The sequence below is a fragment of the Lactococcus sp. bn62 genome, from assembly GCF_029492705.2.
Lineage (GTDB): Bacteria > Bacillota > Bacilli > Lactobacillales > Streptococcaceae > Lactococcus > Lactococcus petauri.
Window position 1 is genome coordinate 551,984 of sequence record NZ_CP120417.1, and the last position, 26,900, is coordinate 578,883.

At 35.1% G+C, this 26,900-nt stretch carries 35 protein-coding genes, 1 tRNA gene and 1 pseudogene; 30 read left to right on the plus strand and 7 right to left on the minus strand.

The window, feature by feature from the left end:
- Nucleotides 1–160 precede the first annotated feature (160 nt).
- The 5 genes from P3G65_RS03035 to P3G65_RS03055 form a co-directional block, all read right to left on the minus strand.
- Complete coding sequence (locus tag P3G65_RS03035; RefSeq protein ID WP_019292401.1) at nt 161–1,300, minus strand: site-specific integrase; 1,140 nt, start codon at nt 1,298–1,300, stop codon at nt 161–163.
- A 123-nt stretch (nt 1,301–1,423) separates the two neighbouring features.
- Entirely contained in the window at nt 1,424–2,377 is a 954-nt protein-coding gene (locus P3G65_RS03040) for a hypothetical protein (protein ID WP_258272472.1), read from the minus strand.
- Nucleotides 2,378–2,425: 48 nt separating this feature from the next.
- Nucleotides 2,426–2,932, minus strand: coding sequence for a hypothetical protein (locus P3G65_RS03045; RefSeq protein ID WP_284071325.1), 507 nt, complete (start codon nt 2,930–2,932; stop codon nt 2,426–2,428).
- Between the two features lie 94 nt (nt 2,933–3,026).
- Nucleotides 3,027–3,380: an XRE family transcriptional regulator gene (locus tag P3G65_RS03050; RefSeq protein ID WP_019292841.1), complete on the minus strand. Its 354-nt coding sequence runs from the start codon at nt 3,378–3,380 to the stop codon at nt 3,027–3,029.
- Nucleotides 3,381–3,768: 388 nt separating this feature from the next.
- A complete protein-coding gene (locus P3G65_RS03055) occupies nt 3,769–4,221 on the minus strand; it encodes an alkylphosphonate ABC transporter permease (RefSeq protein WP_270324536.1) in 453 nt (150 codons plus the stop codon).
- Nucleotides 4,222–4,374: 153 nt separating this feature from the next.
- On the opposite strand from P3G65_RS03055, the gene P3G65_RS03060 reads away from it, so the two are divergent.
- The 14 genes from P3G65_RS03060 to P3G65_RS03125 all read left to right on the plus strand — a co-directional run bounded on the left by P3G65_RS03060 (nt 4,375) and on the right by P3G65_RS03125 (nt 10,587).
- Nucleotides 4,375–4,605, plus strand: coding sequence for a hypothetical protein (locus P3G65_RS03060; RefSeq protein WP_019292839.1), 231 nt, complete (start codon nt 4,375–4,377; stop codon nt 4,603–4,605).
- 64 nt (nt 4,606–4,669) lie between these two features.
- Nucleotides 4,670–5,431, plus strand: coding sequence for a BRO family protein (locus P3G65_RS03065; RefSeq protein WP_019292838.1), 762 nt, complete (start codon nt 4,670–4,672; stop codon nt 5,429–5,431).
- Between the two features lie 13 nt (nt 5,432–5,444).
- Nucleotides 5,445–5,705, plus strand: coding sequence for a hypothetical protein (locus P3G65_RS03070; RefSeq protein WP_019292837.1), 261 nt, complete (start codon nt 5,445–5,447; stop codon nt 5,703–5,705).
- A gap of 9 nt (nt 5,706–5,714) precedes the next feature.
- Nucleotides 5,715–5,912: a hypothetical protein gene (locus P3G65_RS03075; protein WP_019292836.1), complete on the plus strand. Its 198-nt coding sequence runs from the start codon at nt 5,715–5,717 to the stop codon at nt 5,910–5,912.
- 79 nt (nt 5,913–5,991) lie between these two features.
- On the plus strand, nt 5,992–6,480 hold the full coding sequence (locus P3G65_RS03080; protein ID WP_284071326.1) for a siphovirus Gp157 family protein: 489 nt from the start codon (nt 5,992–5,994) through the stop codon (nt 6,478–6,480).
- 2 nt (nt 6,481–6,482) lie between these two features.
- Nucleotides 6,483–7,199, plus strand: a complete 717-nt coding sequence (locus tag P3G65_RS03085) for an AAA family ATPase (protein WP_014024924.1) — start codon at nt 6,483–6,485, stop codon at nt 7,197–7,199.
- A complete protein-coding gene (locus P3G65_RS03090; RefSeq protein WP_019292834.1) occupies nt 7,199–7,705 on the plus strand; it encodes a single-stranded DNA-binding protein in 507 nt (168 codons plus the stop codon). Before P3G65_RS03085 ends, P3G65_RS03090 begins: the two co-directional genes overlap by 1 nt.
- 99 nt (nt 7,706–7,804) lie before the next feature.
- Entirely contained in the window at nt 7,805–8,035 is a 231-nt protein-coding gene (locus P3G65_RS03095) for a helix-turn-helix domain-containing protein (protein WP_019292833.1), read from the plus strand.
- Complete coding sequence (locus P3G65_RS03100) at nt 8,035–8,832, plus strand: phage replisome organiser protein (RefSeq protein ID WP_270322052.1); 798 nt, start codon at nt 8,035–8,037, stop codon at nt 8,830–8,832. The genes P3G65_RS03095 and P3G65_RS03100 overlap by 1 nt, the downstream gene beginning before the upstream one ends.
- Nucleotides 8,829–9,554 carry a hypothetical protein gene (locus tag P3G65_RS03105; protein WP_019291316.1) on the plus strand — a complete coding sequence of 242 codons (726 nt, stop codon included), beginning with the start codon at nt 8,829–8,831 and terminating at the stop codon, nt 9,552–9,554. The genes P3G65_RS03100 and P3G65_RS03105 overlap by 4 nt, the downstream gene beginning before the upstream one ends.
- Nucleotides 9,555–9,556: 2 nt before the next feature.
- Nucleotides 9,557–9,706 carry a hypothetical protein gene (locus tag P3G65_RS03110; RefSeq protein ID WP_019291315.1) on the plus strand — a complete coding sequence of 50 codons (150 nt, stop codon included), beginning with the start codon at nt 9,557–9,559 and terminating at the stop codon, nt 9,704–9,706.
- Nucleotides 9,703–10,107, plus strand: a complete 405-nt coding sequence (locus tag P3G65_RS03115; RefSeq protein ID WP_014024918.1) for a RusA family crossover junction endodeoxyribonuclease — start codon at nt 9,703–9,705, stop codon at nt 10,105–10,107. Before P3G65_RS03110 ends, P3G65_RS03115 begins: the two co-directional genes overlap by 4 nt.
- Entirely contained in the window at nt 10,094–10,333 is a 240-nt protein-coding gene (locus P3G65_RS03120; RefSeq protein WP_019292860.1) for a DUF1031 family protein, read from the plus strand. The genes P3G65_RS03115 and P3G65_RS03120 overlap by 14 nt, the downstream gene beginning before the upstream one ends.
- A 122-nt stretch (nt 10,334–10,455) precedes the next feature.
- Complete coding sequence (locus P3G65_RS03125; protein ID WP_284071327.1) at nt 10,456–10,587, plus strand: hypothetical protein; 132 nt, start codon at nt 10,456–10,458, stop codon at nt 10,585–10,587.
- Nucleotides 10,588–10,597: 10 nt separating this feature from the next.
- Here P3G65_RS03125 and P3G65_RS03130 read toward each other — a convergent pair.
- Nucleotides 10,598–11,755: pseudogene (locus tag P3G65_RS03130) on the minus strand (IS3 family transposase).
- Nucleotides 11,756–11,928: 173 nt separating this feature from the next.
- On the opposite strand from P3G65_RS03130, the gene P3G65_RS03135 reads away from it, so the two are divergent.
- Nucleotides 11,929–12,060: a hypothetical protein gene (locus tag P3G65_RS03135; RefSeq protein WP_306723672.1), complete on the plus strand. Its 132-nt coding sequence runs from the start codon at nt 11,929–11,931 to the stop codon at nt 12,058–12,060.
- Between the two features lie 225 nt (nt 12,061–12,285).
- Here P3G65_RS03135 and P3G65_RS03140 read toward each other — a convergent pair whose 3' ends face one another.
- A complete protein-coding gene (locus P3G65_RS03140) occupies nt 12,286–12,531 on the minus strand; it encodes a hypothetical protein (RefSeq protein ID WP_019292100.1) in 246 nt (81 codons plus the stop codon).
- 405 nt (nt 12,532–12,936) lie between these two features.
- Here P3G65_RS03140 and P3G65_RS03145 point away from each other — a divergent pair, with 405 nt between their 5' ends.
- The 15 genes from P3G65_RS03145 to P3G65_RS03215 all read left to right on the plus strand — a co-directional run bounded on the left by P3G65_RS03145 (nt 12,937) and on the right by P3G65_RS03215 (nt 26,869).
- Nucleotides 12,937–13,128, plus strand: a complete 192-nt coding sequence (locus P3G65_RS03145) for a hypothetical protein (RefSeq protein ID WP_014024875.1) — start codon at nt 12,937–12,939, stop codon at nt 13,126–13,128.
- A 335-nt stretch (nt 13,129–13,463) separates the two neighbouring features.
- Complete coding sequence (locus P3G65_RS03150) at nt 13,464–13,574, plus strand: hypothetical protein (protein WP_207781255.1); 111 nt, start codon at nt 13,464–13,466, stop codon at nt 13,572–13,574.
- A gap of 293 nt (nt 13,575–13,867) precedes the next feature.
- Nucleotides 13,868–13,941: transfer RNA gene (locus tag P3G65_RS03155), tRNA-Ile, on the plus strand.
- Nucleotides 13,942–14,610: 669 nt separating this feature from the next.
- Complete coding sequence (locus tag P3G65_RS03160) at nt 14,611–15,255, plus strand: CPBP family intramembrane glutamic endopeptidase (RefSeq protein WP_019292099.1); 645 nt, start codon at nt 14,611–14,613, stop codon at nt 15,253–15,255.
- A gap of 146 nt (nt 15,256–15,401) precedes the next feature.
- The gene (locus P3G65_RS03165; protein WP_019292098.1) at nt 15,402–16,958 is read left to right on the plus strand and encodes an ABC-F family ATP-binding cassette domain-containing protein; all 1,557 of its coding nucleotides are present in this window, start codon (nt 15,402–15,404) and stop codon (nt 16,956–16,958) included.
- Between the two features lie 164 nt (nt 16,959–17,122).
- Entirely contained in the window at nt 17,123–18,298 is a 1,176-nt protein-coding gene (locus P3G65_RS03170; protein ID WP_019292097.1) for an SLC13 family permease, read from the plus strand.
- 57 nt (nt 18,299–18,355) lie between these two features.
- Entirely contained in the window at nt 18,356–19,000 is a 645-nt protein-coding gene (locus P3G65_RS03175) for a helix-hairpin-helix domain-containing protein (protein ID WP_019292096.1), read from the plus strand.
- Between the two features lie 19 nt (nt 19,001–19,019).
- Nucleotides 19,020–21,230, plus strand: coding sequence for a DNA internalization-related competence protein ComEC/Rec2 (locus P3G65_RS03180; protein ID WP_019292095.1), 2,211 nt, complete (start codon nt 19,020–19,022; stop codon nt 21,228–21,230).
- 154 nt (nt 21,231–21,384) lie between these two features.
- Nucleotides 21,385–22,161 (plus strand): alpha/beta hydrolase family protein, encoded by a 777-nt coding sequence (locus tag P3G65_RS03185; RefSeq protein ID WP_029343492.1) that lies wholly within the window; start codon nt 21,385–21,387, stop codon nt 22,159–22,161.
- A 195-nt stretch (nt 22,162–22,356) separates the two neighbouring features.
- Nucleotides 22,357–22,572 (plus strand): F0F1 ATP synthase subunit C, encoded by a 216-nt coding sequence (locus P3G65_RS03190; RefSeq protein ID WP_003135074.1) that lies wholly within the window; start codon nt 22,357–22,359, stop codon nt 22,570–22,572.
- Between the two features lie 54 nt (nt 22,573–22,626).
- Nucleotides 22,627–23,340 carry a F0F1 ATP synthase subunit A gene (gene atpB / locus P3G65_RS03195; protein WP_004259176.1) on the plus strand — a complete coding sequence of 238 codons (714 nt, stop codon included), beginning with the start codon at nt 22,627–22,629 and terminating at the stop codon, nt 23,338–23,340.
- A gap of 13 nt (nt 23,341–23,353) precedes the next feature.
- The gene (gene atpF / locus P3G65_RS03200) at nt 23,354–23,860 is read left to right on the plus strand and encodes a F0F1 ATP synthase subunit B (protein WP_004259173.1); all 507 of its coding nucleotides are present in this window, start codon (nt 23,354–23,356) and stop codon (nt 23,858–23,860) included.
- Nucleotides 23,861–23,874: 14 nt separating this feature from the next.
- Entirely contained in the window at nt 23,875–24,402 is a 528-nt protein-coding gene (locus P3G65_RS03205) for a F0F1 ATP synthase subunit delta (protein WP_019292093.1), read from the plus strand.
- A 65-nt stretch (nt 24,403–24,467) separates the two neighbouring features.
- Nucleotides 24,468–25,976, plus strand: coding sequence for a F0F1 ATP synthase subunit alpha (atpA, locus tag P3G65_RS03210; protein WP_004259170.1), 1,509 nt, complete (start codon nt 24,468–24,470; stop codon nt 25,974–25,976).
- An 11-nt stretch (nt 25,977–25,987) separates the two neighbouring features.
- On the plus strand, nt 25,988–26,869 hold the full coding sequence (locus P3G65_RS03215; RefSeq protein ID WP_019292092.1) for a F0F1 ATP synthase subunit gamma: 882 nt from the start codon (nt 25,988–25,990) through the stop codon (nt 26,867–26,869).
- Nucleotides 26,870–26,900: the final 31 nt, after the last annotated feature.

The window sequence follows — 26,900 nt, forward strand, 5'->3', positions numbered from 1 at the left end:
TGGATGCCTTTATAGCTGGCTTTACGCTTGATATAATTTATTGGAAAAACACAAAGGGGCACGAAAGGGGCAAACAAATAAAAAACGCCAAATACAGTGCTTCTAATGAATACAATATTAATAAAAAGTGCCCCTTACAAAATTAAAGGAGGCACTTTTTTTATTTTAGTTCATTTAATTTTTTTACTATATCAACTTTGACAGATTTGGTAACATGTGAGTAAATACTTAGGGTAGTTTTATAATCTGTGTGTCCTACTCTTTCCATTGCAGCACTCAGAGGGATACCTAATTCTGCAAGTAGGGCAACATGTGAGTGACGAAAAATATGCGAAGTTAAATGTTTATTAATTTTTGCTTTTTCTGCTGCTCGCCGTATTACTACATTTAAAGTGTCTAAATCAATTGCTGAACCATTAACACTAAAGAATATATAATTATTTTTATTGAAATCTTTCCCTTTGACTGATCTATTAAGTTCTAGCAACTCCAATTGCGATTCTATTATTTTAATAATATTATCTGGGATCGTTATTGTCCTGTAGGAAAAGTCTGTTTTTGGAGTAGTTTTTATCTTCAATGCTCGATCATATGTTCCATTTATTGTTACGAGACCATTCTCTAAATCAATATCTTTAGTAGTTAAAGCAGCAGTTTCTCCATATCTTGCTCCAGTATAGGCCATAAATTCTACGAAATTTGCTAAATGATCTACTCTTGGAGTAATCCTAAGTATTTTTAATAATTGTTTTATTTCGCTTAATTCAAGGTAACTCTCTCTTTTTTCTTGGACTTCTTCAAATGATTTTACTTTTTTTGGAGATTTAACATAACTTGCTTCATTTTTATCAAGATACCCCATACGTACACCGAAATCAAGAATAGAATGGAATCGTTTTTTGAAACCATTATAGTAACTATAAGCATAGCCCTCATCCATCATTTCGTTAACTAACTTTTGAATTGTTCTACGTGTAATATTTCTTGCCGGTGTAGACTTCGGAATATTATCCTTTATTCTATTATCGTGAGCAATTAGACCACGCTTTGAAGAATCTTTAACTGTTGGGGACCAGTTCTTGAAATACTCTTCATATAGTTCCCAAAAAGTAATATTACTTACATTAGCATCTTTTACGTGCTTATCAATCTTTTCTTGGAGAAGACGTTGTGCCTCCTTTTGCGCCCTTGAAGTATTCTTGTCGAGTGTAATTGATACTTTCTTTAACTTTTCGGTTAAAGGGTCACGATATCTCTCAAAATATTTATATTTACCATTTTCTAAAGCTTCTACCCACATTTGATTTCTACTCCTTTTTTCTGTAAAATAGAGTACAAGAAAACTTCACGTAATTCGTGTTGTTTCTAATACTTTTTATATCAATCCGTCCTGCGACTCGCCAAAGTTTAGGACGGATTTTTATTATTTTGTCAATTTAACTTCATATTTGTTCATTATTGTTCTATTTTCAGCAATTTGAACAGAGTATCCACCTACGTAATATTTAAACATTTGAGCATCCATCGCTGACTCAGTGTCAGATATGAGACGGGAATTTATGTTATTAAGCATTACTTTTAGTTCTGTATCAGATATGCTCCCGCTCATAAACATATCATTAAGATCAAAATATATTGCTCCAGAGTCTTGAATAGAATAATCATTAATTACTGTATCATTTACTCCAACACTTTCAGCTACTGAAGAATTTATATAATCAACCGAACTTTGCACTGCGTTTTGAACGTTTGCTTTTTTAGCTTCCGCAGCTTTTTTCTCGTCAGCCGCTTTTTTAGCTTCCGCAGCTTTTTTCTCGTCAGCCGCTTTTTTAGCTTCCGCAGCTTTTTTCTCGTCAGCCGCTTTTTTAGCTTCCGCAGCTTTTTTCTCGTCAGCCGCTTTTTTAGCTTCCGCAGCTTTTTTCTCGTCAGCCGCTTTTTTAGCTTCCGCAGCTTTTTTCTCGTCAGCCGCTTTTTTAGCTTCCGCAGCTTTTTTCTCGTCAGCTGCTTTTTTAGCTTCCGCAGCTTTTTTCTCGTCAGCTGCTTTTTTAGCTTCCGCAGCTTTTTTCTCGTCAGCCTCTTTTTTAGCTTTTTGCTGTTCTAATCTTGACTTAGCAAGTTCTTCTGGATGCATTTGTGCATATCCAGCGCTACCAATAATTGTTAACGTAAGAAAACTAATAAAAATATAACGAACTTTAAAACGTGTAGGTTTTTTTAAAACATATTTTCTTATTAATGTAATTATTGCATATATAAATAATAATATTCCAATAAATACAGCAAAAGCACCAAATAAATAACTTACAACAAGTGCAATAACTATAGTTAGGATTTTAAACCATAGTTTGTTATTCCATAAATCTTCCAATTTTTTCATAAAATTTCTCCTTGCCCTTTTAACGTGATTAGCGCACGTATTTTTATATTAACAAGCATAATCAAGCTTGAGCATATTCTTAAAAAGCTCAACTGCTTTATCATAACTTTCATAAGGTAAATTATATGCTTCAAGAAATTGATAAGTATTGATTTGCTCCACAACATCAAAATGTGAAATATAGTCAATAACGCATTCCTTAAGTGACATTTTACTAAAGTCTTTTTGGGTGTTACCTTCTTTTTTTAATTCCTTTATGACTTCCTCATTCACTTTACAAAGAAGTGCAAATAAAGTATCACAAGGGCACCCAGATATTTCAATAAACTTCTGAAAAAGTTCGAAATTCCCACCTTCAGTTATGAATATATCCCATAGAAAAAGAATTGCTTCTTTATTAGTTCGTTTCTCTTGAGGACTTGTAGTGTCACATTCTCCTAGACGATAAGAATCATTATTCTTGATATGCATCAATTCATGACATAGCTTAAATGCTTTAACCGTAGTGGGATTAAAAATTGTTATCTTTTTTATATTGTTTGTTACAGCGTCCAAAGGAAAAGAGTTGTCCCGATAACTTCAATTCCATATTTTTCTATTTCAAGGATTATACGCTCTATTAGTTCCTGTTCGTTCATAGAGCCCCCGATTAGTCTTCAAGACGTTTACCTAAAATAAGTTTCAATGCTGTTTTAACTTCATCTGTGAGTGGTTTACCATCAAAAGAAACCCATTCATCCCAATCAACTTTACTTTCATCTACTAAATCAGCAAGATCTATAGGTTCTTTATTTCCTGCGTTTTCTTCACGACCTAGAAGATAATCAACTGAAACATGAAAATAATCTGCTACTTTTGCTAAGTCACTTGCTTTAGGGTTGGATGTTTTCCAACGATAGAAAAGATTGTCGCTAAATTTTAAATCAGCAGATACAGCGGGGAGCGACTTCCCCCTTTTTTCTGCGAGTTCCTTTATTCTATCGAATGTAGTTGTATCAGGCATTATATAGGTCTCCTAAAATATTTTTTTTACAAAAACGTAGTTAAACTCTTGACAAGGACTACAAAAACGTATATAATGAGTCTTGTAAGATAAAAAGTTAGAAAAAACGTTAGAAAAATAACTTAACTATAAACACTACAAACACGCTTCCCGGCAGTTTCAAATGTTTTAATTAAGGGTTTTCTCTATGCCTTTATTCTATACGAAATGTAGTTGGATGTCAAGAGTGAACTACAAATAATCTAACTTTTTATCTAACTTTAGAAAATAAAAAAGCCCCAATGGGGCGGAAAGGTGGATTATGACACTATTAGAATTAGCTAGGGGGTTGATGATTTTAGTTCTATTAATAATGGGGATAAACCATATGGTAAATAAGGTACTAGACTCATTCTCTTCTTCCTATGTTAAAAAAGAAGAAGAAAATAGTAAAAATAGCAGAAATGTTGACAAGAGATGAAAATTGATTCTCAGTTAATGAAAATAAAGCTACACAAGGGATATAAGAACCAAGTATAAATCTCCCTATCGTTTCATATAGTTTAAGTTCTTTAGTTGAATAATCTTTATTTCTTTTGTCTTTATATCTACGATTGGCAGCAAAGCCGAATCCGACTATTAGGAATAAAAAAATTTCTATCATTGCAATATAGAATGCAAATTTTATTATGGTGATAAAATTTATTTGAAATAAAACAGAAATAGCAGGAGTTTTGGGCATCTTAATTCCAATGGTTAATGCTAGTATGTATCCCCCCCATAAAAGCAATATTACCAACATTAATAAGGTAAATAAGGCTGCTAATGCTTCTATGAATTTACGAAGTTTAAATTTGTTCATAAAACCTCCAATATAATTTTAGTTTAGACACCTATATTATATCACGGAGTTATGATACGTGGCACTAGCCACAGGGAAGACCGGCGAAGAGGTTCGATTCCTCAACTTCCCATACTGCTAAAGCAGAAATATTTAATTTGAGAAAGGATAAAAATGTCAGAAGTAGAAGAAAGTTTCAATTCACAACGCTTAAAGATAGTTAAGCATTTAGAAAAGGAAGGGTTTACTAATAAAGATATTATTCGTGCTTACGAAAATATTAGTGAACCGCCTTATAAGTTTGCTAAAACTGATATTAGCGCAATGCTGAGTGGCAATAAGAAATATACTAAATCTGTTAAATGGTTTATCACATTTCTTATTAAGTATTATGACCTAGATTAGGTAAAAAACGCTACTTTTTCGTTGTAAAAATGAGAGACAATAATATTAGAAAAGGAGAAATAGAATGAATCAATTGCAAAATTTTAATTTCAACAACTTACAAGTACGAACAGTGCTTATAAAAAATGAACCGTGGTTTGTTGCTAAAGATGTCGCTGATATTCTGGGGTACCAAAATGGTAGTCGAGATGTTAATCGTCATGTTGACGAAGAGGACTTGCAAAACTATACCGACAAATCGTCGGGTCAGGGTAGAAGAATAAAAATCATCAACGAAAGTGGACTCTATGCTCTTATTATTGGTAGTAAGAAAAAGGATGCTCGGAAATTCAAGCGCTGGATTACTCATGAAGTACTTCCAACCATCCGAAAGCACGGTGCATACATGACGGATACGAAACTGGAAGAAGCATTACTTAATCCAGATACGCTTATCAATCTTGCTACGCAGCTCAAGCAGGAACGAGAAGAAAAGGCGCAACTCAGAGCTTTGAACTCTACGCTTACTGTCGAAAATCAAATTATGCAACCTAAAGCTCAGTATTTTGATGATTTGGTGGAGAGAAACCTTCTTAAAAATTTCAGAGATACTGCAAAAATGTTAAAAGTTGGTCAAAAAAAACTCATTGATTGGTTACTTGAAAATAAGTATATTTATCGGGATAAAAAGAATAAGTTAATGCCTTATGCTCAATATAATAATGACCTATTTGAAATCAAAGAAGGCAAAGGAGCTACAAGTTCATGGAAGGGCACTCAGACTTTGATTACCCCAACGGGTAGGGAAACGTTTAATCTTCTACTCAATGAATATAAAGCAAGCTAGAAAGGAAAATAATATGCCATATGCAAAAATAACATATCTTCCAGTTGATAAGAATGAAGATGCTGAGTGGTGTGACAAGGAGCACTTAATGCAAAAGTGGGAAGGGTTAAGCAAACCAACACTTACTGCTTGGCTAAAAGAAATGAGAGAAAGACCAGAATTCAAAAAAGGAGTTTTGAATCCTACGCACAAAATAGTTTTTATTAACAAAGAAGTCTTTCAAGAATTTGTTGAATGGAAGGAAGCCACTCGATATAGAAGTTACAAAAAATAAGGAGTTAAAATGTTCGGAATAAAATCAGCTCGAGAAAAAGAGCTTGAAAAAGAAAATGAATATTTATCAGAATCATTAGTAAACTGTGAAGAAGCATTAGGGGCGTGGATAGTCTATGCTGAAGGCCTTAATAATGAAGTTCAAGAATTGAAGAACGAAATAGCAAGACTCAAAATATTAAAAAATAATTTGAAAAATAAAAAATAGCTCCTGGCGGCAACCAGAAGCTGAGTAGAAACTTTGCGAGATTCTACTCTGATTATATCAAAAATTGGAGAAATTAAAAATGAGTTTATACGATTTAACCACCGATTGGCAACAAGTCTATGATATGGAAGACTTGGATGTCGAAACGTGGGTAGATACTTTAGAGAGTATCGAAGGAGAAATTAAAGACAAAGCCATAAATATTGGTTATGTTGTGAAAAACCTTGAAGCCGATGAAGTAGCTTTGGCTGCTGAAATCAAACGACTTCAAGACAAGAAAAAAGTAGTAGCTAAAAAGAAACAAGGTCTAAAAGACTACCTACAAAATAGTATGAATTCAGTTGGATTAAGAAAAATTCCGAGTGCAGTATTCAACATTAGAATTCAACCCAATCCAAAGTCATTAAAATTTGACGATGAAGATCGTTTCATGAAAAACGAATTTTATGATAACTACTTTATACCTCAGCCACCTAAGCTTGACAAGAAACAAATGCTTGAAGATTTGAAGAATGGAGCAGTTATTGAAGGAGTTGAGTTGCAACAATCAGAAAGTTTGAGGTTTTAACTATGGCATTAGAAATTAAAAAAGCGACTGAAATAAGTCGTACGCATGAATGGCGAGTTCTTCTTTATGGGAAGCCAGGTCTTGGGAAAACAAGTGCAATTAAAGGACTAACGGGTAAGGTGTTAGTTCTGGATTTAGACGGATCAAGTAGAGTTTTAGCTGGTTTGAAAGATGTCGATGTTATTTCTTTTAATCGAGAAAATCCTATCCAGTCAATGAAAGAGTTTCTTGACGAAGCTAGAGGGATTCTCAAAGGATACCAAACGTTAGTTATTGATAATATCACAGCTTTTGAAAAAGATTGGTTTGTGGCACGAGGACTTAAAAGTAAGAACGGTATTCGTAACGAAATTCAAGACTATGGAGATTATACGAATTATTTTTTACGGCTTATCACAATGATTTATTCCTTGCCTATCAATATCTATGTTACCGCTTGGGAAGACAAGCGAGATATAGACTTGGAAGACGGCACAAAATTAACGGAATATATCCCACAGGTTCGTAATCAAGTGTTAAATCAACTTTTAGGTCTCACTGACGTAGTAGGGCGGATTCAAGTAAATCCAGCAACTCACGGAAGAGGGGCAATACTTGAAGGGAGTGATGGAGTATATGCAAAAAATCGTCTTGATGATAGAACCGCTTGTAAAATAGAAGATTTATTTAAATTTGGGCAAATTGTAGAAAAAAATAAAGAAAATGGAGAACAAAAATAATGCAATACAACAGAAATGAAATGAGCAACTTAACAGGTCAAGGATTTGCTGCAGGAGTACACATCGCAACTATTGTCGATGTGAAAAATCAACAATCCAAAAATGGCGATCCAATGTTTAAATTCGATATTGAGGGAAGTAATGGAGAAACGGCTAATAACTGGTTCTTGTTCGGAAAACCGTGGTCTGATAGCGGTTTGCAACGTATTCTTGCAAGTATCGAAGATAATAATCAACCTATTGCTCCAATGGATTATGGGCACAACGAACAGACACTTAAATTTCTCAAAGGAAAACGTGTGTTTATTCTTGTGAAAGAGCGTACAGGAACTTACATCGATAAAAATGGAGAAGAAAAAGCTGCTACAGGGACAGAGATTAAAAACTACTTGTGCCGCTCAGAATTCGCTTCAATGGGTGGGGGTCAACAGTCACAAGCAGCATCGCAAGCAGATTTATTCGGTGGATCACCAATGGAAATCAACGACGATGAATTACCGTTTTAATTAGATAACAATAGGCTTTGTGTAGGAAAGACATGTAAGTACCTAACGCTATGTACTCAGGGAGACCCAGCGCTAACCTATTGTTTATGGAGAATTAATATGAATAAAAAATTAAGGCATCAAGATAGAGTATTGAATTATATAAAGGAATTTGGATCAATTACAAGTGCAGAATGTTTTACGGAGCTTGGGATTATTGATTTGCCAAAGAAAATTTGTTTGTTGCAAGATGAAGGTTATGTTTTCAAAAAAGAACCTATCACGCAGAAAAATAGATATGGTGATTCCACTACTTACAAACGTTATTCATTAGAAATAGAGGCTGAATAATGGCTGATAACAAAAAATATTATTACATGAGATTGAAGGAAAATTTCTTTGATTCTGATGAGATGATTATTTTAGAAAATATGGACAACAGGGACGGCATTATTTATAGCAACATTTTGCTTAAGCTGTACCTACGTAGCTTAAAGTATGAGGGGCGGTTAATGTTTAATGACCGTATCCCATTTAACCCGCAAATGCTATCGACCATTGTTAGACATCCAGTAGGAGTAGTGGAAAAAGCTCTTAAAGCTTTCATAGATCTTGGACTTGTAGAGATTATGGATAACGGAGCAATTTATATGCTAGATATTCAAAACTTTATAGGAAAAACTACAACTGAAGCGGATAGAATAAAAGCTTACCGCTCTAAAATTAATAAAGAGAAAGCACTTGGAACAACGAAAGTACAAAAGTCCGTACAAATGTACGACAAAAGTACACCAGAGACAGAGATAGAGTTAGAGAAAGAGTTAAAGATAGATATAGATATAGAGAACAGAGAAAAAGAGCCAAGTTCTCTTCTTGCTGAGTTTCTTAATTTATTTATCAATTTCTCAAGTAAAAACCTATCTAAAAAAGCAATAACACAAGTTGAGTTTTTGAAACTACCGTCATTCCAGCAAGAACAAGCAGTTATTGGGGCTAAAAACTATATTGAGTGGTACAAGAATGAAAATCCCGAAGATATAAAAGGTCAATATAGTGTGAATTCTGCAAATTTTTTATCAAATATGATGTTTATGGATTATCAAGAAACTCCTAAAACTGTTCAGGGAACATTGGGAGGAATGATTTGACAGAACAATTTTACGATGATAATGAAAAATGGGCAGTTACTCATAAAGAAATGTCAGGAAACTTTATAGAAGGTGGGGAACTAGGAGTCTGTGAGACTCACGGTTGTGACATTATTGGTTCAAAGCGTCCTGTTATGTCTTATCCAAAAGATAGTAATGGGAAAGTAATTGGAGAGCCTTATCCTTATTTAGTAAGAGTTTGCCCAATGTGTAATGCTGAAGGTATCCATAATAAAACGGTTAAGTCAGTAAAAGATTATATATCTGAATTTAAAGCGAAAAAACACATCGATTTAAATAAAGACATCATTGTTAAATATGACTTTTCGGATGAATTAAGTGTAGTGAACACAGACAAAATGGTTGAGTGGATAGTGAAAAAAGTAGGCACTCAGAAAAAAGTTAAACATCTTAATGTGAGAAAGCATGTTGAACTAGCTAAAAATCGAGCTTCTGGAGATGAGGCACGTGATAAATACATGAAACAAGTGCATGAAATCGAGCAAGCTGATTTATTAATATTTGACTCTTTAGCTGATTTTATAAACAAAGATGCTGAAAAAGCACTAAATGTATTATTTAGCGTAAAAGATGGCTGCTCAATTATGATTTTGACGATCCCTGAAAGTGATAATCGTTTAGAACAACTTCCGAGACGTCTTAAATTCAGATTTGATAACGCTCAGATAATGCAAATGTCTAGTATTGGAAAGGAGCGATAAAAATGTCGAGCCCAGGTAAAGAAGAAAGACAAATACAACAAAATTTATTCAGAGATGAACAAAAACAATTAACTAAAGCTTATGAGAATTCAAAAGAGGTACAAGAGTTTAGAAAAGAGTTTCATGAGCGGATTGCGAGACTTGGAAAATGAAGTTTTCTTTCAACTTGCAGAAGATGCCAGTCACGCAACAACAAAAAGGTATTGGATACAGAAACGGAAAAATATCTTTTTATAACCGCAAAGGTACTGAAAACAAGGAGCTAGTTAACGCACTAAAGCGTAATGCTCCAAGTAAACCATATGATAAAGATGTGCCCTTACAGCTCACTGTGACATTTTGGAATGCGATTAAGCAAAAGAAAAAGTGGTGGCAATTCAAAACTACAAGGCCAGACTTGGATAATCTCATGAAAAATCTACAAGACTACATGACCAAGTTAGGTTATTACACAGATGATAGCCAGATAGTAGTTCTCATTGCAAAAAAATACTACCTAGACAAAAACCAGATAGATATAGAAATAGAGGAGGCAAGCGATGACGGCTTTTAACCCTATACCATTAATGAAGCTCTACAATATGGCCAAGAAAGCAAAGTATGACGGATATGGCCATAAGATTGTCTATATTGATGCTCGTAAGAAGTATAAGCAAGAGCTAGTCCAATATTACAAAGATATTCGGACGGTTTTCAATAAGGGGCAACAAATGACGTGGTTACAGCTCTATGATTTTCTGGATAGAAACTTGAAAGAGGTAGTTATCGTTCTGGAATAGCCTTAATTCATGAAAGTTACGGTTACATTGAGCGTTTAGGTAGTCCAATGAACAATTTATCTAATTAAAGATAAATATGCTTAAAAAGCAAAATATAAGCGAAAAAAGAGAGGAGTATTTCAATGGCTGAGAGGACAATGAATTTAATAGTCGTTGAAATTTGGCAGTACGGAGAAGTTATTTTCAAAGGAAACAGCCAAGAAGTAAAAGAGCATTTCGATTTTAGTAGCAAGCAGTTTGCACGACTGGACTAATGTCAAATATTTAGACACAAAATGAGCTATATTTTCTTAAAATAGTTTTCTTCTTTCTGATTTGGAGTTAAACCATTGTTTGCGGAATGAGGATTATAGTTGTTATAAAACTGTTCGATGTATTCAAAGCAAGAGAGTTGAACTTCTTGAATGGAGTGATAAGTTCTTCTGTTTATTTCCCGTTGTTTGAGGTACTTGAAAAAGGCCTCAGTGACAGCATTATCATAAGGATATCCAGGTTTGGAGTAAGAAGCAAGCAATTGATGCTCATCTAATATTTTTCTAAAGGAAGCTGATTTAAATTGGCTACCTTGATCCGAATGAAAAATGATTGGTTCCTTAGGCTTCCTCTTATTTATAGCCATCCCTAATGTGTCACAGGCAAGTTTAGCATCAATCCTGTCACTTACTTTCCAAGCAATACATTTTCTAGAGTAGAGGTCAAGGATGGCGCAGAGATAAACATGCCGTCTATGTCCTATAGAAATATAAGTGAAATCAGTTGTCCATACTTGATTCGGGGACTTAGGATTAAATTCTTGTTTAAGGAGATTATCAGAAGAAAATGCAGGAGAGTGTTTTGATTTAACTCTAGGTTTAATCGTTGACATTTTAGGGAGTGTCATAGACTTGAGAAGTCTTAAGATACGCCCCTCAGAAATATTAACGCCATAATCACGCAGGAGAATAATTTTAAAAGCTCTCGTTCCAATTCTTTTCTTGGCTTTCATATAAATCTCAAGGAGTAATTTTCTCAAGCGTTGATTTTCTATTTCACGTTTTGAGGGCTTCTTGTTTATGAAGTTATAGTAGGTGGAACGATTGACATGTAAAACACGACAGAGCATAACTGTCGTGTGTTCAAATCGGAGTCTATAGACTGCTTTTAATCTCACTTGGAGTTTTGCATGAATATGGCACTTGCTTTTTTTAAGATAAGATTTTCTTCTTCGAGTTGGGCATTCCTTTTTTGTAATTCTTGAATCTGTTTAGCAGTCAAGACCGTATTATCTTCAAGACGAACTTGAGAGTACTGGTTGATCCATTTTGCAAGTGCAGAAGGGGAGACACCATAGTCTTTACAGAGTTCGGATTGAGTTTTACCTGTTTGGTAGAGATTAACGAGAGATTGCTTAAATTCCTCGTCGTAACGTTTAAAACCTGACATAAAAGTCCTTTCATTTTTGTGTCTTAATAGACAGATTATAACACACAATTTTCTGTCCACTTTTATAGTATAGCTCCATTCAACCGCTCTGAACTTGACGAGTCGGAGAATGTGTTCGGGGAGGAATGATGTATAAGAAAGCAACAATATTTATTATATGTATGATTATCGGAATGGCAATTTATGTTGTTATGGATTACTTCATTCAAAATGCTACACCATTTAGATGGTTTGTTATTATAGCAACTTCTGCATGGTTCGCTTACTCATCAGAATTTGAGGGAAAAAACAATGACAAAAACTGAAAAATGGCTTGATAAACATATAGATTGAGGTGGAGATGAAAGATAAGATTATCATAGGACTAATAAAAGCAACTTGTATATCTGTCTTTTACTTAATATTTGAGTATGTATCAAGAAATTGGGGATTGGCTGAAACAAGACAATTTCTTTATTTCTTAATTATGATTCTCTATTTATGGAAGGATAATTGAACGCAAAAAAAGCCCAGTTTAGGGCATTCTTATATTATTCTGCAATTAAATCAGATATCTCAATTTGTCCTTCAGGATACTCAAATATATTTCCGTTCAGTACAAAGTTATTTTTACACTTAGGACAAGTAGCAGGATAGTCTGTGACGGTATATTGATATTCTGTTCCCATTGGTCTTGTATTATCATAATCTGATAAAAAATCATTGGTTGATAAGGGAATCGAAATGATATTTTTACAGCTTGGGCAAGAAGTAGAATGGTTGAAATTTACAGGCATATGTTTTCTCCGAATTCTTTTATAGATAGTAATATATTATTACAAAAAATAACAATTGTCAATTTGTTCTTATATCACATTTAGCAATATTCAAAGGATATAGCGTTAAATTCGTTGTAATGGAAAATAATTTAGATGATGTTATAAGTTTTGGGGAAAAATGCTTTCACATCAAAGATACTGGAACGGGCGAAGTAATATCTTTAAACGTGATGATTACCTTGTATTTTAGAAGAATAGATGAGTAAAAAAACAGTGTTTTAATAAAAACAAAAAAATATCTGTCAAACCTTTAGCGATAAAAGTTAACACATATAATGACACTTTCCAAGTGTATTATATATTTATTAATAAAAAAATGAAGTTACAAGCAGACTAGCAATAATCTTATGTATAATAAAAAAGATGATGTTATCAATTAATCCCGATTATAATTTCGGAAAAATATATGGACCAATTAAAACTTTGATTAACAAATCATCTAATAAAAATCAAGCTGCTAACCTGATAGGATTTTCAAGTGCCGGTACAGTAGTCGATTTATTCCCAAAGAAGAAGAAAAAATCATATAAAATAAATAAGAATAATAAAAAATGATATACTCTTATTTAATAGTTCTTCACCCTCCGGGGCGTTTTTCTTTTGCAAAAAAAATCCTACTAGCAGCGGACTAGTAGAATGATTTTAATAATGAAGGAGGTGGGAATTGAACCCACTAAATAAAAATATTCTCCCAACCATTTCGGGTTTCCTTCTTAATTGATAGTTTAAGAATACCAAAAAAAGATAGCGTTGTCAAAAGAAATGCTCTAAGCGTTATTGGCATATTTTATTTTTGTTTGATTTAAGAATGAAGTGCTATAATATAACTATTCCAAAAAACTTTTCATAAGTTTATCCTAGGCGTCCCTCTCCTAACTGGGGCGCTTTTTTTGTGCTATAATATATTCGGGATAATTGTGGGATTTCATCCTATTTCTAGAGTTAAGCTGCTCTTCGGAGTGGCTTTTTTCATTTTCCGAATTAAACCAAATCGTCCGTAAAACCACAATATACGTTGATACATAGCAATTTAATCGTCCATAGATTCGCACATCTTTATTTTCCGAATTAAATCCAGTTGTTTAATTTTATGCAATATCTTCATTATCCCTGACCTCAGCAATATTTGGTATTATGCGGTTTGTGAGTTTGTGACCCTCATTTTTGATGGTCGCAAAATATGCTATAATATAAGTGAGAGCTAATGACTCTCTGGGGCTTGCGAGTTTGCGGGCGAATGATATAGACCGCGTTTCGCCTATGCTTAGCATGCGTACCAGTATGCGGTCGTCAAGGTTCTTTAGCTCAGTTGGTCAGAGCTAACGGCTCATAACCGTTCGGTCGCTGGTTCGAGTCCAGCAAGAACCATATGAAAAGATTTGAATTTATTTATAAATTACTTGCGACTTTATTTATTGTATTAGCAATATTTCTTCAGTATTTTACAGAATATAAATCTGTAAGCCGGATTATACTGGTCGTTATTTTAATAACTGTTTTGATTCGGTCATTTTTTCCGAACCATGAAAAATAAGGTTTATGCTATAATAAACGTCTGTTCTTAATAGGTAAATCTCTATGGCAATAGAGGTTTTTTGTTATACTCTAAGTACATAATCTCATAATTTCAATTTATCCCTACACTCTGTGGGGATTTTAATTTAGGGGGCAAAAAAGGGGCATAAGTATAAAACTTTAGTATATTTTCCACAACTTGTGGAAAAAGTTTGATATTTACGGAGCTTTATATAATCAACTTTTATAACTTTCTACTATTATAATAGTAGAAAAATTAGATTGGAGGGTTCAATCGGATAAAGAAAAAGCACAGCTTTTTCCCGATTGAAACAGCTCTCAGACATCTTGTCTGAAACAATCTCAATATCAAACTAAAAACTCCTTATATAAGGAGTTTTTTTAGAATTGTTATATAATTTCAACACAAAAACATCTTATCTCAATAAAAATATATTGACAAACGATAATTAATCTTATAAAATAAGTCCATCAATATTTATGAAAATTAGGAGTAGAACTATGGAAGTAAAAAGCAAAGAGATAATAAAAGCACTCATTGGCTTCGGCCTTCTTTATATCGGATTTTATCTTATGGGATCTGTAAATTTACATATCGGTCTTTTTCAAGAGTTGACATTGTTAGTATTTAGCCTTTTAGCTGCTGCTCTTATCTTTAAAAACTCCGCACTGGAATGGTTTAGAAAGCCAGAAGGTAAGTATCTTAAAATAATTATTCTTTGCTTTTTTGCAAATGTTATTTGGTCATTTATTGGTGGAGCTTTGGTGCAGATAATCTTTGGCTTAGCCGGAAATCATGGCAACGAGGCCATTGGAAATCTAGCGCTCCTACCTTTTGTACCTTTTATGTTGATGGGAGAAGAACTTTTTTCGATAACTCTTCTGGAAACTTTTCGTAAAAAATTTGCTTGGCCGACATGGATTAGTACCTTGCTGACAGCTTTTATTTTCGGTATGGTTCATTTTCAAACTTATTTTGGCGGGGATGTACTAAGAACAATTGTTCAAATCTTACTCGTGCAGGGAGCTGCCCGTTTGATATTTAACTATGCTTATCTGAAAACAAAATCAATCTGGACTTCTTGGATAGTGCATCTTATCTTTGATATTGTTATGTTAACAGTACCTCTTTTTTTACAGAAATAGTAAGCTGATCCTCTGGATCAGTTTTTACTTATCTGAACGAAATAATAAATGAGGAATAATCTTTACTTAAGGGTATACTCAACTTCCTACTTTTAACTTTTTGTGTTAAACTATTAAACAGTATGTAAAAAAGAAAGAGCTGTAATATGAGTATTATCAATGTAAAAAATTTATCGCATGGCTTTGGTGAGCGCGTGATTTTTGAAAATGTGTCTTTCCGTCTTCTTAAAGGCGAACATGTCGGGCTGGTCGGTGCGAATGGTGAAGGTAAATCAACCTTTATGAATATCATCACAGGAGCTTTACAACCCGATGAAGGTAAAGTAGAATGGTCAAAAAAAGTTCGCGTTGGTTACTTAGATCAACATGCAGTCTTACAAAAAGGGCAAACAATCCGTGACGTTCTTTCAAGTGCCTTTCAGTATCTTTTTGATATTGAAGCGGAAATTAATGATCTGTATTTGAAAATGGGAGATGTGACCCCAGAAGAAATGGATCAACTTTTGGAAGAAGTCGGCGAACTACAAGACATTCTAGAGCAAAGTGACTTTTATCAAATTAACTCTAAAGTGGAGGAAATCGGACGCGGACTTGGTCTTCATGAAATCGGCTTTGAGCGAGATGTTGAAGATCTGTCTGGTGGCCAACGTACCAAGGTTCTTTTGGCAAAACTCTTGCTGACGAAACCCGAAATCCTGATGTTGGATGAGCCAACAAACTATTTGGATGAAGAGCATATTGCATGGCTTAAGCAGTATCTCTTAGATTACGAAAATGCCTTTATCTTGATCTCGCATGACATTCCTTTCTTAAGTTCTGTTATTAACATCATTTACCATATGGAAAATGGTTCCTTAGATCGTTATGTTGGCAATTACGAAGCCTTCCAGTCTGTCTATGAAATGAAGAAAAAACAAGAATTGGCAGCATATAAACGCCAGCAATCAGAAATTGCAGATCTTAAGGATTTTGTTGCACGAAATAAAGCACGTGTAGCGACAAGAAATATGGCAATGTCCCGTCAGAAAAAACTAGATAAAATGGACATGATTGAATTAAGTGCAGAGCGACCAAAACCCCAATTTGATTTCAAAAAAGGTGCAACTTCAAGTAAACTTATTTTTGAGACTAAAGATTTAGTTATTGGATATACAGAGCCTTTGTCACGCCCACTCAACTTACGGGCTGAACGCGGCCAGAAGATAGTTTTTACAGGGGCAAACGGGATTGGTAAAACAACTCTCTTGCGTAGCATTTTGGGAGAAATACAAGCCATTGACGGAGAAGTTCAACGTGGTGAAAAATTAGAAATTGGTTATTTTGAACAAGAAGTGAAAAGTGATAATGGGAAAACATGTTTAGAAGAGATTTGGGATACTTTTCCGGCAATGAACCAAGCGGAAGTTCGGGCTGCGTTGGCACGTTGTGGCTTAACAAAAAAACATATTGAAAGTAAAGTTGCGGTTTTAAGTGGTGGTGAAAAAGCTAAAGTTCGCTTGTGTAAATTAATGAATGCTGAAAGTAACGTTCTTGTCCTTGATGAGCCAACCAATCATTTGGATGTGGATGCCAAGGATGAACTCAAACGTGCCTTACAAGAATATAAGGGAACAATTCTTTTAATTTCACATGAACCAGAATTCTACCAAGATGTTGCAACTGAGACTTGGAATTGTGAATCTTGGACGACAAAAGTACTGTAAACAGTACTTTTTATTTATTTAAAGCAACTTTTTTAGAACCGATAATCCTTGCTGTATTTTTTCTTCTAAAAAAAATCCGTTTTTTTATAATCTTTTTCGTAATTTCATGGAAAAAAGTTGTATAATTGTAGGAGTGCAATTAATCAGTTTTTTAAGGAGAAAACATGGAACAGCAAATCACAAGAAAGCCAGACAATGCTTTCAAAAAGTTGACCCAGTTTTTTATTGTTGATAAGGTCTTTCTTGTATCGTTTATTATCGCCGTTATTTCAGTGAGTATGGGTGGAATACAGACTGAATTTTTTGATAACAAAGTCATTGTAACAGTTTTTGGTTTAATGTTAGTTATTGCTGGTTTTCGATCTACTGGTATTTTGTCCTATATGGGCCAAACATTGGTTAAAAGAAGTAAAACAACGCGTCAGCTTGTACGATTCACCACAATGCTGGCCTTCTTTTTTGCCGTATTTTTTACTAATGATCTTACCATATTGACGATTTTACCGCTCTACTTGACGATTACTCGAGAAATAAAAAATCGTAAGTCTGTTTACATTGGAGCCGCGATGATTGTACCTGCTTGTCATACAGGCTCAAGTCTTTTACCGCAAGGTAATCCTCACAATCTTTATTTATATTCTTTTTATCAAAACCCAGCACATCATTTGGGGCAGTCATTGACAAATTTAGAATTTTTTAAAGGAACAGGCTTACTATGGCTCGCAGGCTTTCTGCTCTTGAACTTGGCTTGTCAATTTATTGACAACGAACCCTTAGTCATTGAAACAAAAGTAAACAAGTTCAATCGATTAGAAACCTCAATCTTTATTGCTTTAATGATTTTAATGGCCGCAGCTGTATTTGGTTATGTTAACTTTTATCTTGCTGTAGCTATTGTTGCTGTAATTGTTCTTTTCTATCGTCCCGAACTTTTTAAGGGTGTTGATTACCATTTACTTCTTACCTTTGTTTTCTTCTTCTTGATTGTAGGAAATATCGCAAATATTCAAGTACTTACGGACTTTATTAGCAATACCTTTGTTGGCCCACAGATGTCCTTCTTAGGCACAGTCTTTATGAGCCAGATTATCTCTAATATCGCAGCACCAATTCTTATATCACCTTTTACTCCTCATGCCGTTTCTGTCGTTATCGGAGCAGATATTGGTGGTATAGGGACGATGGTAGCTTCAATGGCAACGTTGATTGCCTATAAAATCATTCGCGTTCAAGCACGTGGTGAAACGGCAGGATTTGTAAAATACTTTGCCTTAGTAAATGCTGGTTTTCTTGCTGTTTTAGTAGTTGTAGGTCTGATTATCGTGAGTTTTGGAATTTAAAAAAATTTTTATAAAAACATGTAGTGAAAAACTGCATGTTTTTTCGTATTTAGAACTATGAAAAAAATATCAGAATATGTAAAAGAAAATTGGAAAATCGTTGTTGGAATTGTTTTGGCAGTAACTATTTTAGGGGCTTTTTATTGGAATAAAAAAGTTTTAGATATCCCAAAGCAAGAAGAAAAGCATTCCGAATGGGCGGAGCTGAGCAAGGAAAAAGAAGCTACAGGAAAGAAAAAAATAGAAAAAGACGAAGATGAGAATGAAATCGTCGTTGATGTCAAAGGTGCTGTCAAAAAGCCAGGCATCTACAAGTTATCCTCCAAAAAGCGTGTATCTGATGCAGTAGCAAGTGCTGGGGGCTTTACAGAAGAAGCAGAAAGGAAGGGAATAAATCTGGCAAAAAAATTACAAGATGAAGCAGAGGTCTATGTTCCAGTGAGAGGAGAAACAGATACAAATCACTTGTTAGAAACCAAAGATAATACCAGTAAAACAGCTGAAAAAACTAAAATTAATATTAATACAGCTGATTTAACTGAATTGCAGCAGCTTAGTGGTGTAGGAGCAAAAAAAGCGCAAGATATTCTGGATTACCGTTCTGAAAATAGTTCTTTTGAGTCAGTGGAAGAATTGACCAAGGTAAGTGGCTTTGGTCCTAAAACATTAGAAAAGTTAAAAGAAGCAATCACTGTAGACTAAGAAAGGCTCTGGCAGTTAGATGAAACAAAAATTTACGCTTATCTATTTAGTCTATCTCTTAGTTTTTGTTTATTTTCTTATTTTCAGTTTTTCATGGCCTTTACTTATTCTTAGTTTGTTTAGTCTCTTCATCGCTTTTTATCGTCAATACTATAGTTTGTTAGCTCTTTTACTGTGCTTTAGTTTCTTCTTACTCATGGTAAAAAAAGAGACAGAAGTACAAGAAATACAACAACCAGAAAAAATTTCGAAGATTACCCCTTATATGGATACTCTTCAAGTGAATGGAAATAGGCTCAGTTTCAGGGGAGAAGTGAACGGAAGAGATTTTCAAGCTTTTTACACATTGACTTCGGAAAAAGAAAAAGAATACTTTAAAAATCTTAGGATAAAGGGGATTTTTTACATTGAAGGCACTTTAGATATCCCAGAAGAGCAAAGAAACTTTTCAAGTTTTGATTACAGAAAGTATTTAAGAACGCAAGGTATTTACCGACTTCTTAAAATAGAAAAAATTGAAGGATTTGAAGAAAAACATGACTTTGATTTACGGCTGGTACGCCGAAAAGCCATTCTTTGGACACAAGAACATTTTCCTTCTCCCATGTCGTCCTATATGACAGGGCTTCTTTTTGGTTGGTTGGATAAAGACTTTGAAGAAATGGGGGAGCTTTATACTAGCCTCGGTATTATCCATTTATTTGCCCTGTCAGGGATGCAGGTGAATTTTTTTATTGAACTTCTTCGAAATATTTTATTAAGGCTAGGTTTATCAAGAAAGTTGGTCTATTTTATCCAAATTCCCTTTTCGATATTTTATGCTTTTCTTACTGGCTTATCTCTCTCAATCTTACGTGCGCTTCTTCAAAAAAATATACCTATTAAAAATTCAAGCGATAGATTTTCTATCACTTTTCTTCTTTTAATGATATTCAGTCCATATTTCCTACTGACAACAGGAGGACAACTGACGATGCTCTATTCTTTCTTAATCACATTTTTTTCACAAAAATTCAATGAACTAAAAGGATTAAAAAGAGCATTACTTGATTCTACTGTTCTAGCTGTTGGGGTACTTCCGCTTTTGATTTTTCACTTCCATTCTTTCCAACCATTATCGATTATATTGACTTTATTATTTAGTCTGATTTTTGATTTTTTACTTTTGCCAGGTTTACTTTTTGTCTTTCTCCTTTCTTTAGTCGGCATTGATCTTACATTACTTAATCCTTTTTTTATTATTTTAGAATCAATAGTAAGACTGGTTGGCAGTTTATTTGATAAACCGATTGTATTTGGCAAACCAAATCTTATTTTTTTACTTTTGCTTTTTATGCTAAGTGGACTTGCACTCGATTTTTACAGAAAAAGAAACTGGAACTTAGTTGTAATAATTGTTCTTTTCTTTCTTTTTTTCCTTGTTAAGAATCCTAAACACCCAAGCATTACAATGGTAGATGTGGGCCAAGGAGACAGTATTCTCTTGCAAGACAGGTGGAACAGTCAAAATATCTTAATTGATACTGGCGGTAGATTAAAAATAAGAGCTGATGAGCAGTGGAAGGAGGGAATTTATAAGAGCAATGCTGAAAGTACACTTCTACCTTATCTGAGAGCGAGTGGAGTGAGCAAAGTAGATGTTCTGATTGTGACACATCCAGATGAGGATCATATTGGTGACTTGGAGAGTGTAGCTCAGAAAGTACCAATAAAAAATATTTATGTCTCAGCTAGTGCATTAGAGAAGAAAAATTTTGTTAAAAAACTAAGCATCTTAAAAAGTCAGATTCACATTGTGCAAGAGGGAGACAAGCTCCCCATATTTAACAGTTATCTCCGGTTTCTAACGACAGGAGGTGAAGGAAAAAGCGATAATGATAATTCTTTAGTAACGTTTGGTGAATTTTATGGGAAGAAATTTCTTTTTACAGGTGACTTAGAAGAAGAGGGAGAGGTTAAACTCCAGAAAGAATATCCACATTTAGAGGTTGATATCCTAAAAGTTGGACATCATGGCAGTAAGACTTCTACAAAGGAAGGTTTTTTAGAAGCGATTAAGCCTAAGGTTGCTCTTATTTCTGCTGGAAAGAATAATCGATATAAACATCCGAGTCAAGAAACGCTTCACCAATTAACTGCACGAGGAATAAAAATTTATCGGACAGACCAGCAAGGAGCAATCCGTTTCCTTTATAAAAAAGGCACTTGGCAAATTCAAACAGTAAAGTAAGTTTGGGTACAAAAAATGTTACATACTATATGACAAAACAGCGTTGCTTTTTGATTGAATAGCAATGAGAATAAGGCGATATGTAATAATTCTTATGTTATAATAGTAGGAAACGTTTACTTGAATCATAAAAGTAAACGGGATGGGAGGAAAAATGGCTATTATAAATATTGAATATTACTCCGAAGTACTGGGGATGAATCGTAAGTTTAATGTGATTTATCCAGAAGCTAGTAAAACAGGTGTAAAAGATGGAAAAGATATTCCAGTGCTTTATCTATTGCATGGGATGTCTGGAAATGAAGATTCATGGCTTATAAGAACGGGGATTGATCGTTTGATTCGTCATTCTCAACTTGCCATTGTCATGCCTTCAACTGATTTGGGCTTCTATACTAATACTAATTATGGTATGAGATATTTTGATGCAATTGCAAAGGAATTGCCACAAGTGGTACATAATTTCTTTCCTAACTTGAGCAGCAAGAGAGAAAAGAATTTTATCGCAGGTTTGTCGATGGGAGGTTATGGCGCATTCAAGCTGGCTTTGGCTACGAAAAACTTCAGTTATGCAGCAAGTTTATCAGGAGCGTTAGATATGACTGACCTAAAAGAACAAAGTGCTGAGAATGAAGCTTATTGGACCGGAATTTTTGGTGACCTTGATCACTTTAATGATAGTGAAAACAGCATTCTCTATCTTGCAGAACATCATGAAGGTGAAAAGCCCAAGCTTTACAGTTGGTGTGGGGAACAAGATTATCTTATCTCTGGAAATAATAGAGCGGCTCAACTTCTTGAGGAAAAAGGCTTTGACCTTCGTTATGAAAAATCGCCGGGTACACATGAATGGTACTATTGGACCAAACAAATCGAGACCGTTTTAAAATGGCTTCCTATTGATTATAAGGAAGAAGAACGTCTAAGTTAAACAGCTTAAAATAAAAATATAAAACCTTGAAACTTAAATAAATCCTAAAGAAAACGTTTGCTCAAAAAAGGCCGAACGATTTATAGAAAAATGTTTGATAATCTTAGGTTAAGTTTTGACAAACGGATTGAATAGGACTATAATTTCATAGTAATAAAAATTTGCGAAAAATCGCACATAGAAAGAGGTCATTAAATGACAACAATCTCAATTGAAGCTCTTAAAGCAGTAGCTATTGGTATTAGTGCACTTGGTGCCGCTATCGGTGATGGACTTATTGTTTCAGCATTTATTAATGCTGTTGCACGCCAACCAGAAATGGAAGGCAAACTCCGCGGAAGTATGTTCCTTGGTGTTGCCTTTGCCGAAGGTACATTCTTCATCGCCTTAGCTATGGCTTTCTTGTTCTAAAAATCGTTGATTTAACTTTTATACTCAACAATTATTTAGAAAGGAAGATTAGCTATGGAATCAACATGGACTTTTAATGTTGGACCAGTAACTTTTGACGGTGTCATTCTATATATGACAGCTTTGACCGTTTTAATTGTCTTTGGTCTGATTTATTGGGCAAGTCGCAATATGCAACTGAAGCCTACAGGTAAGCAAAACGTCCTTGAGTGGGTAGTTGACTTTATTAACGGCATCGGACGTGAAAATCTAGGTGCTAAAGAGTCACCAAAGTATGCCCTCATGAGTTTTACACTCTTTTCTTTCCTTTTGATTTCGAATATTATTGGGCTAGTTACTAAAATCACTGCACCGGGTGACATCAGCTTATGGCGCTCTCCAACAGCAAACTCAACAGTTGACTTGACTTTAGCAGTCTTAGTCATTGTACTCGCCAATACCCTTGGTGTGAAACAGTTTGGCTTTAAAGGCTATATTAAAAATGCCTTTTGGAAAGAACCTAAAGCAATGCTTCCGATGACTATCATGGAAGAGTTTACAAATGCCCTTTCTATGGGACTTCGTCTTTACGGTAATATCTTTGCCGGAGAAGTTCTTCTAGGGATTATTGCTGGAATGATCGATTCTGGTTGGTTTATTCTTCCTGTGACATGGATTTTAGCAATGGCTTGGATAGCATTCTCAATCTTTATTTCATCTCTTCAGGCTTATGTATTTGTTCTTTTGACAAATCTTTACATTAGCCACAAAATTTTAGCAGAACACTAGGAAAGGAGTAGAAATGCTTACTACATTATTAGAAACTGCTCCGAATACAGTTCTTGGTAATATTATCGTTGTCAGCGGTGCATTCATCATCTTGCTGATCTTGGTTCGTAAATTTGCGTGGGGTGCTATTACAGGTATCTTTGAAGAACGTGCAAATAAAATCAACAACGATATTACAACTGCAGAACTGTCAAAAAAAGAAGCAGAAACATTATTAGCGCAACGTGAAAATGAACTTGCAGGTTCTAAAGAAGAAGCTGCCAACATTATCCAAACTGCCAATGATACAGCTAAACAAAATCGTGCAAATATCTTGGCAACAGCCAATGAAGAAGCTGCGAATGTGAAAAAACGTGCCCAAGAAGATATTGAACAAGAACGCAAAGAAGCGCTCAGTTCAGTTAAAGGGGATGTTGCTGATATTTCAGTACAAATTGCTGAAAAACTCATCGGTCAATCTTTGGATTCACAAGCACAATCAGAACTTATTGACAGCTATATTGCTAAGCTTGGCGAATAGGGGGTTGGTTGAAAATGACAACAGTCAATTCTCAAAAATACAGTAAAGCCTTGCTTGAAGTTGCAGAGGAACAATCTCAATTAGAAGTTATTCTTTCTGAGGTTAACGAACTGACACAACTTTTTAAAGAAGATGATCTTGCTTCTTTCTTCGGAACGGAAGTATATTCTACAGCAGCAAAATCAGAAGTTATTGACAGTATCAAAGAAAATTCATCACCACTGATGAAAAATTTCCTTGATACTGTTCGTGCAAACGGACGATTAGCTGATTTAGCAGAAATTCTTGCTGAAATTAAAAATACAGCAGATGATATGTTTAGAATTGCTGATGTAGAGGTCATTTCAAGCGTGAAATTAACCGAAACACAAATCGAAAAATTTGTTGCTCTCGCTAAATCGAAATTTGATTTGAACGAAGTAACAATCGTGAACACAGTAGATGAAAAGATTGTCGGTGGATTTATTGTAAATTCACGTGGAAAAATCATTGATGCTTCTGTCAAATCACAATTGGCAAAAATTGCCAAAGAGATTCTCTAAGAATCTCCTTTGAGAAAAAATTCTCAGCCATTTAACATGAAAACTCAGAAAGGAGCAAAATACATTTGGCAATCAAAGCGAATGAAATCAGCTCACTGATTAAACAACAAATTGAAAATTTTACACCAGATTTTGAAGTTGCTGAAACTGGTGTCGTCACTTATGTTGGTGACGGTATCGCCCGTGCTTACGGCCTTGAAAATGCGATGAGCGGTGAGCTTGTCGAGTTTGACAACGGCGTATATGGTATGGCGCAAAACTTAGACAGTACAGACGTTGGTATTATCGTACTTGGTGATTTCCTTAGCATCCGCGAAGGAGATACAGTAAAACGTACAGGTAAAATCATGGAAATTCAAGTCGGTGAAGAACTCATCGGCCGTGTTGTAAATGCACTTGGACAACCCGTTGATGGCTTAGGCGATATCAATACAGGTAAAACACGTCCTGTTGAGGCTCCAGCTTCAGGTGTTATGCAACGTAAATCTGTTTCAGAACCACTCCAAACTGGACTTAAAGCTATTGATGCACTTGTACCAATCGGTCGTGGTCAACGTGAGTTGATCATCGGTGACCGTCAAACAGGTAAAACATCTGTAGCTATCGATGCAATTCTTAACCAAAAAGGTAAAGACATTATCTGTATTTACGTTGCCATTGGTCAAAAAGAATCGACAGTTCGTACACAAGTTGAAGCACTCCGTAAACTTGGAGCAATGGATTATACAATCGTTGTAACAGCTTCAGCATCACAACCTTCACCATTACTTTATATTGCACCTTATGCGGGTGCAGCTATGGGTGAGGAATTCATGTACAATGGTAAACACGTTCTGGTTGTTTATGATGATTTATCTAAACAAGCCGTGGCTTACCGTGAACTTTCACTCTTGCTCCGTCGTCCACCAGGTCGTGAAGCTTACCCAGGGGATGTATTCTACCTCCACTCACGTCTTTTGGAACGTGCGGCACAATTGAGCGATGACTTAGGTGGTGGTTCAATGACAGCCTTGCCTTTCATTGAGACACAAGCCGGAGATATCTCTGCCTACATCGCTACAAACGTTATCTCAATCACAGATGGACAAATCTTCCTCGAAAACGACCTTTTCTATTCAGGTATTCGTCCAGCCATCGATGCCGGATCTTCTGTATCACGTGTTGGTGGTGCCGCTCAAATCAAGGCAATGAAAAAAGTTGCCGGAACACTCCGTTTGGACTTGGCATCATTCCGTGAACTTGAAGCATTTACACAATTCGGTTCTGACCTTGATGAAGCAACACAAGCTAAATTGAACCGTGGTCGTCGTACAGTTGAAGTCTTGAAACAGCCGTTACACAAACCATTGGCTGTTGAAAAACAAGTTCTTATTCTTTATGCATTGACACATGGCCATCTTGATGATGTTCCCGTAGAAGATATTCTCGATTTTGAAGAAAAAATGTTTGATTTCTTCGATGTCAACTATGCTGAACTTTTACAAGTCATCACAGATACTAAAGATTTGCCAGATGAAGCAAAACTTGACGATGCAATCAAAGCCTTCAAGAAAACTACAAATTACGTTAAATAAGGAGGTTCATTATGGGCGCTTCACTTAGCGAAATTAAATCAAAAATTGCTTCAACCGAAAAAACAAGTCATATCACTGGTGCCATGCAAATGGTATCTGCAGCGAAATTGCAAAAATCAGAAAAGATTGCGAAAACTTATCAGGTTTATGCAGATAAGGTGCGTCAAGTGACAACCGACTTGGTTGCTGCAGATCGTGGCCCTTCTAAAAATCCGATGATGACTAAACGTCCCGTTAAGAAAACAGGATATTTAGTTATCACTTCGGATCGTGGCCTTGTAGGAGGTTACAACTCTAATATCTTGAAGTCAGTCATGAATAAATTACGTGAAAAACACCAGGGACCAGAAGAATATTGTATTCTTGCTTTAGGTGGGACAGGAGCAGATTTTTTCCGCTCTCGTAACGTAGAATTATCTTACGAATTACGTGGTTTGACTGACCAACCAAGTTTTGAAGAAGTTCGTGAAATTGTACGTCAAGCTGTATCTCGCTATCAAAATGAAGAGTTTGATCAACTCTATGTTTGCTACAATCACCATATCAATTCATTGACAAGTGAAGCACGCATGCAAAAAATGCTTCCGATTACATTTGATGAATCAGAGGAACCAGAAGATGAAGCACCAGTATCATTGGTGAGTTTCGAACTGGAACCAAGCCGCGAAGCTATTTTAAATCAACTTTTACCTCAATATGCTGAAAGCATGATCTATGGTGCGATTGTTGATGCTAAAACAGCTGAACATGCTGCTGGTATGTCCGCAATGCGTACAGCTACAGATAATGCTAAAACAGTGATTAACGATCTGACAATACAATATAACCGCGCGCGTCAAGCAGCAATTACACAAGAAATTACGGAAATTGTTGCAGGAGCCTCAGCGCTTTAAGCATGTGGTAACCTTTCTTAAAGAATTAAAG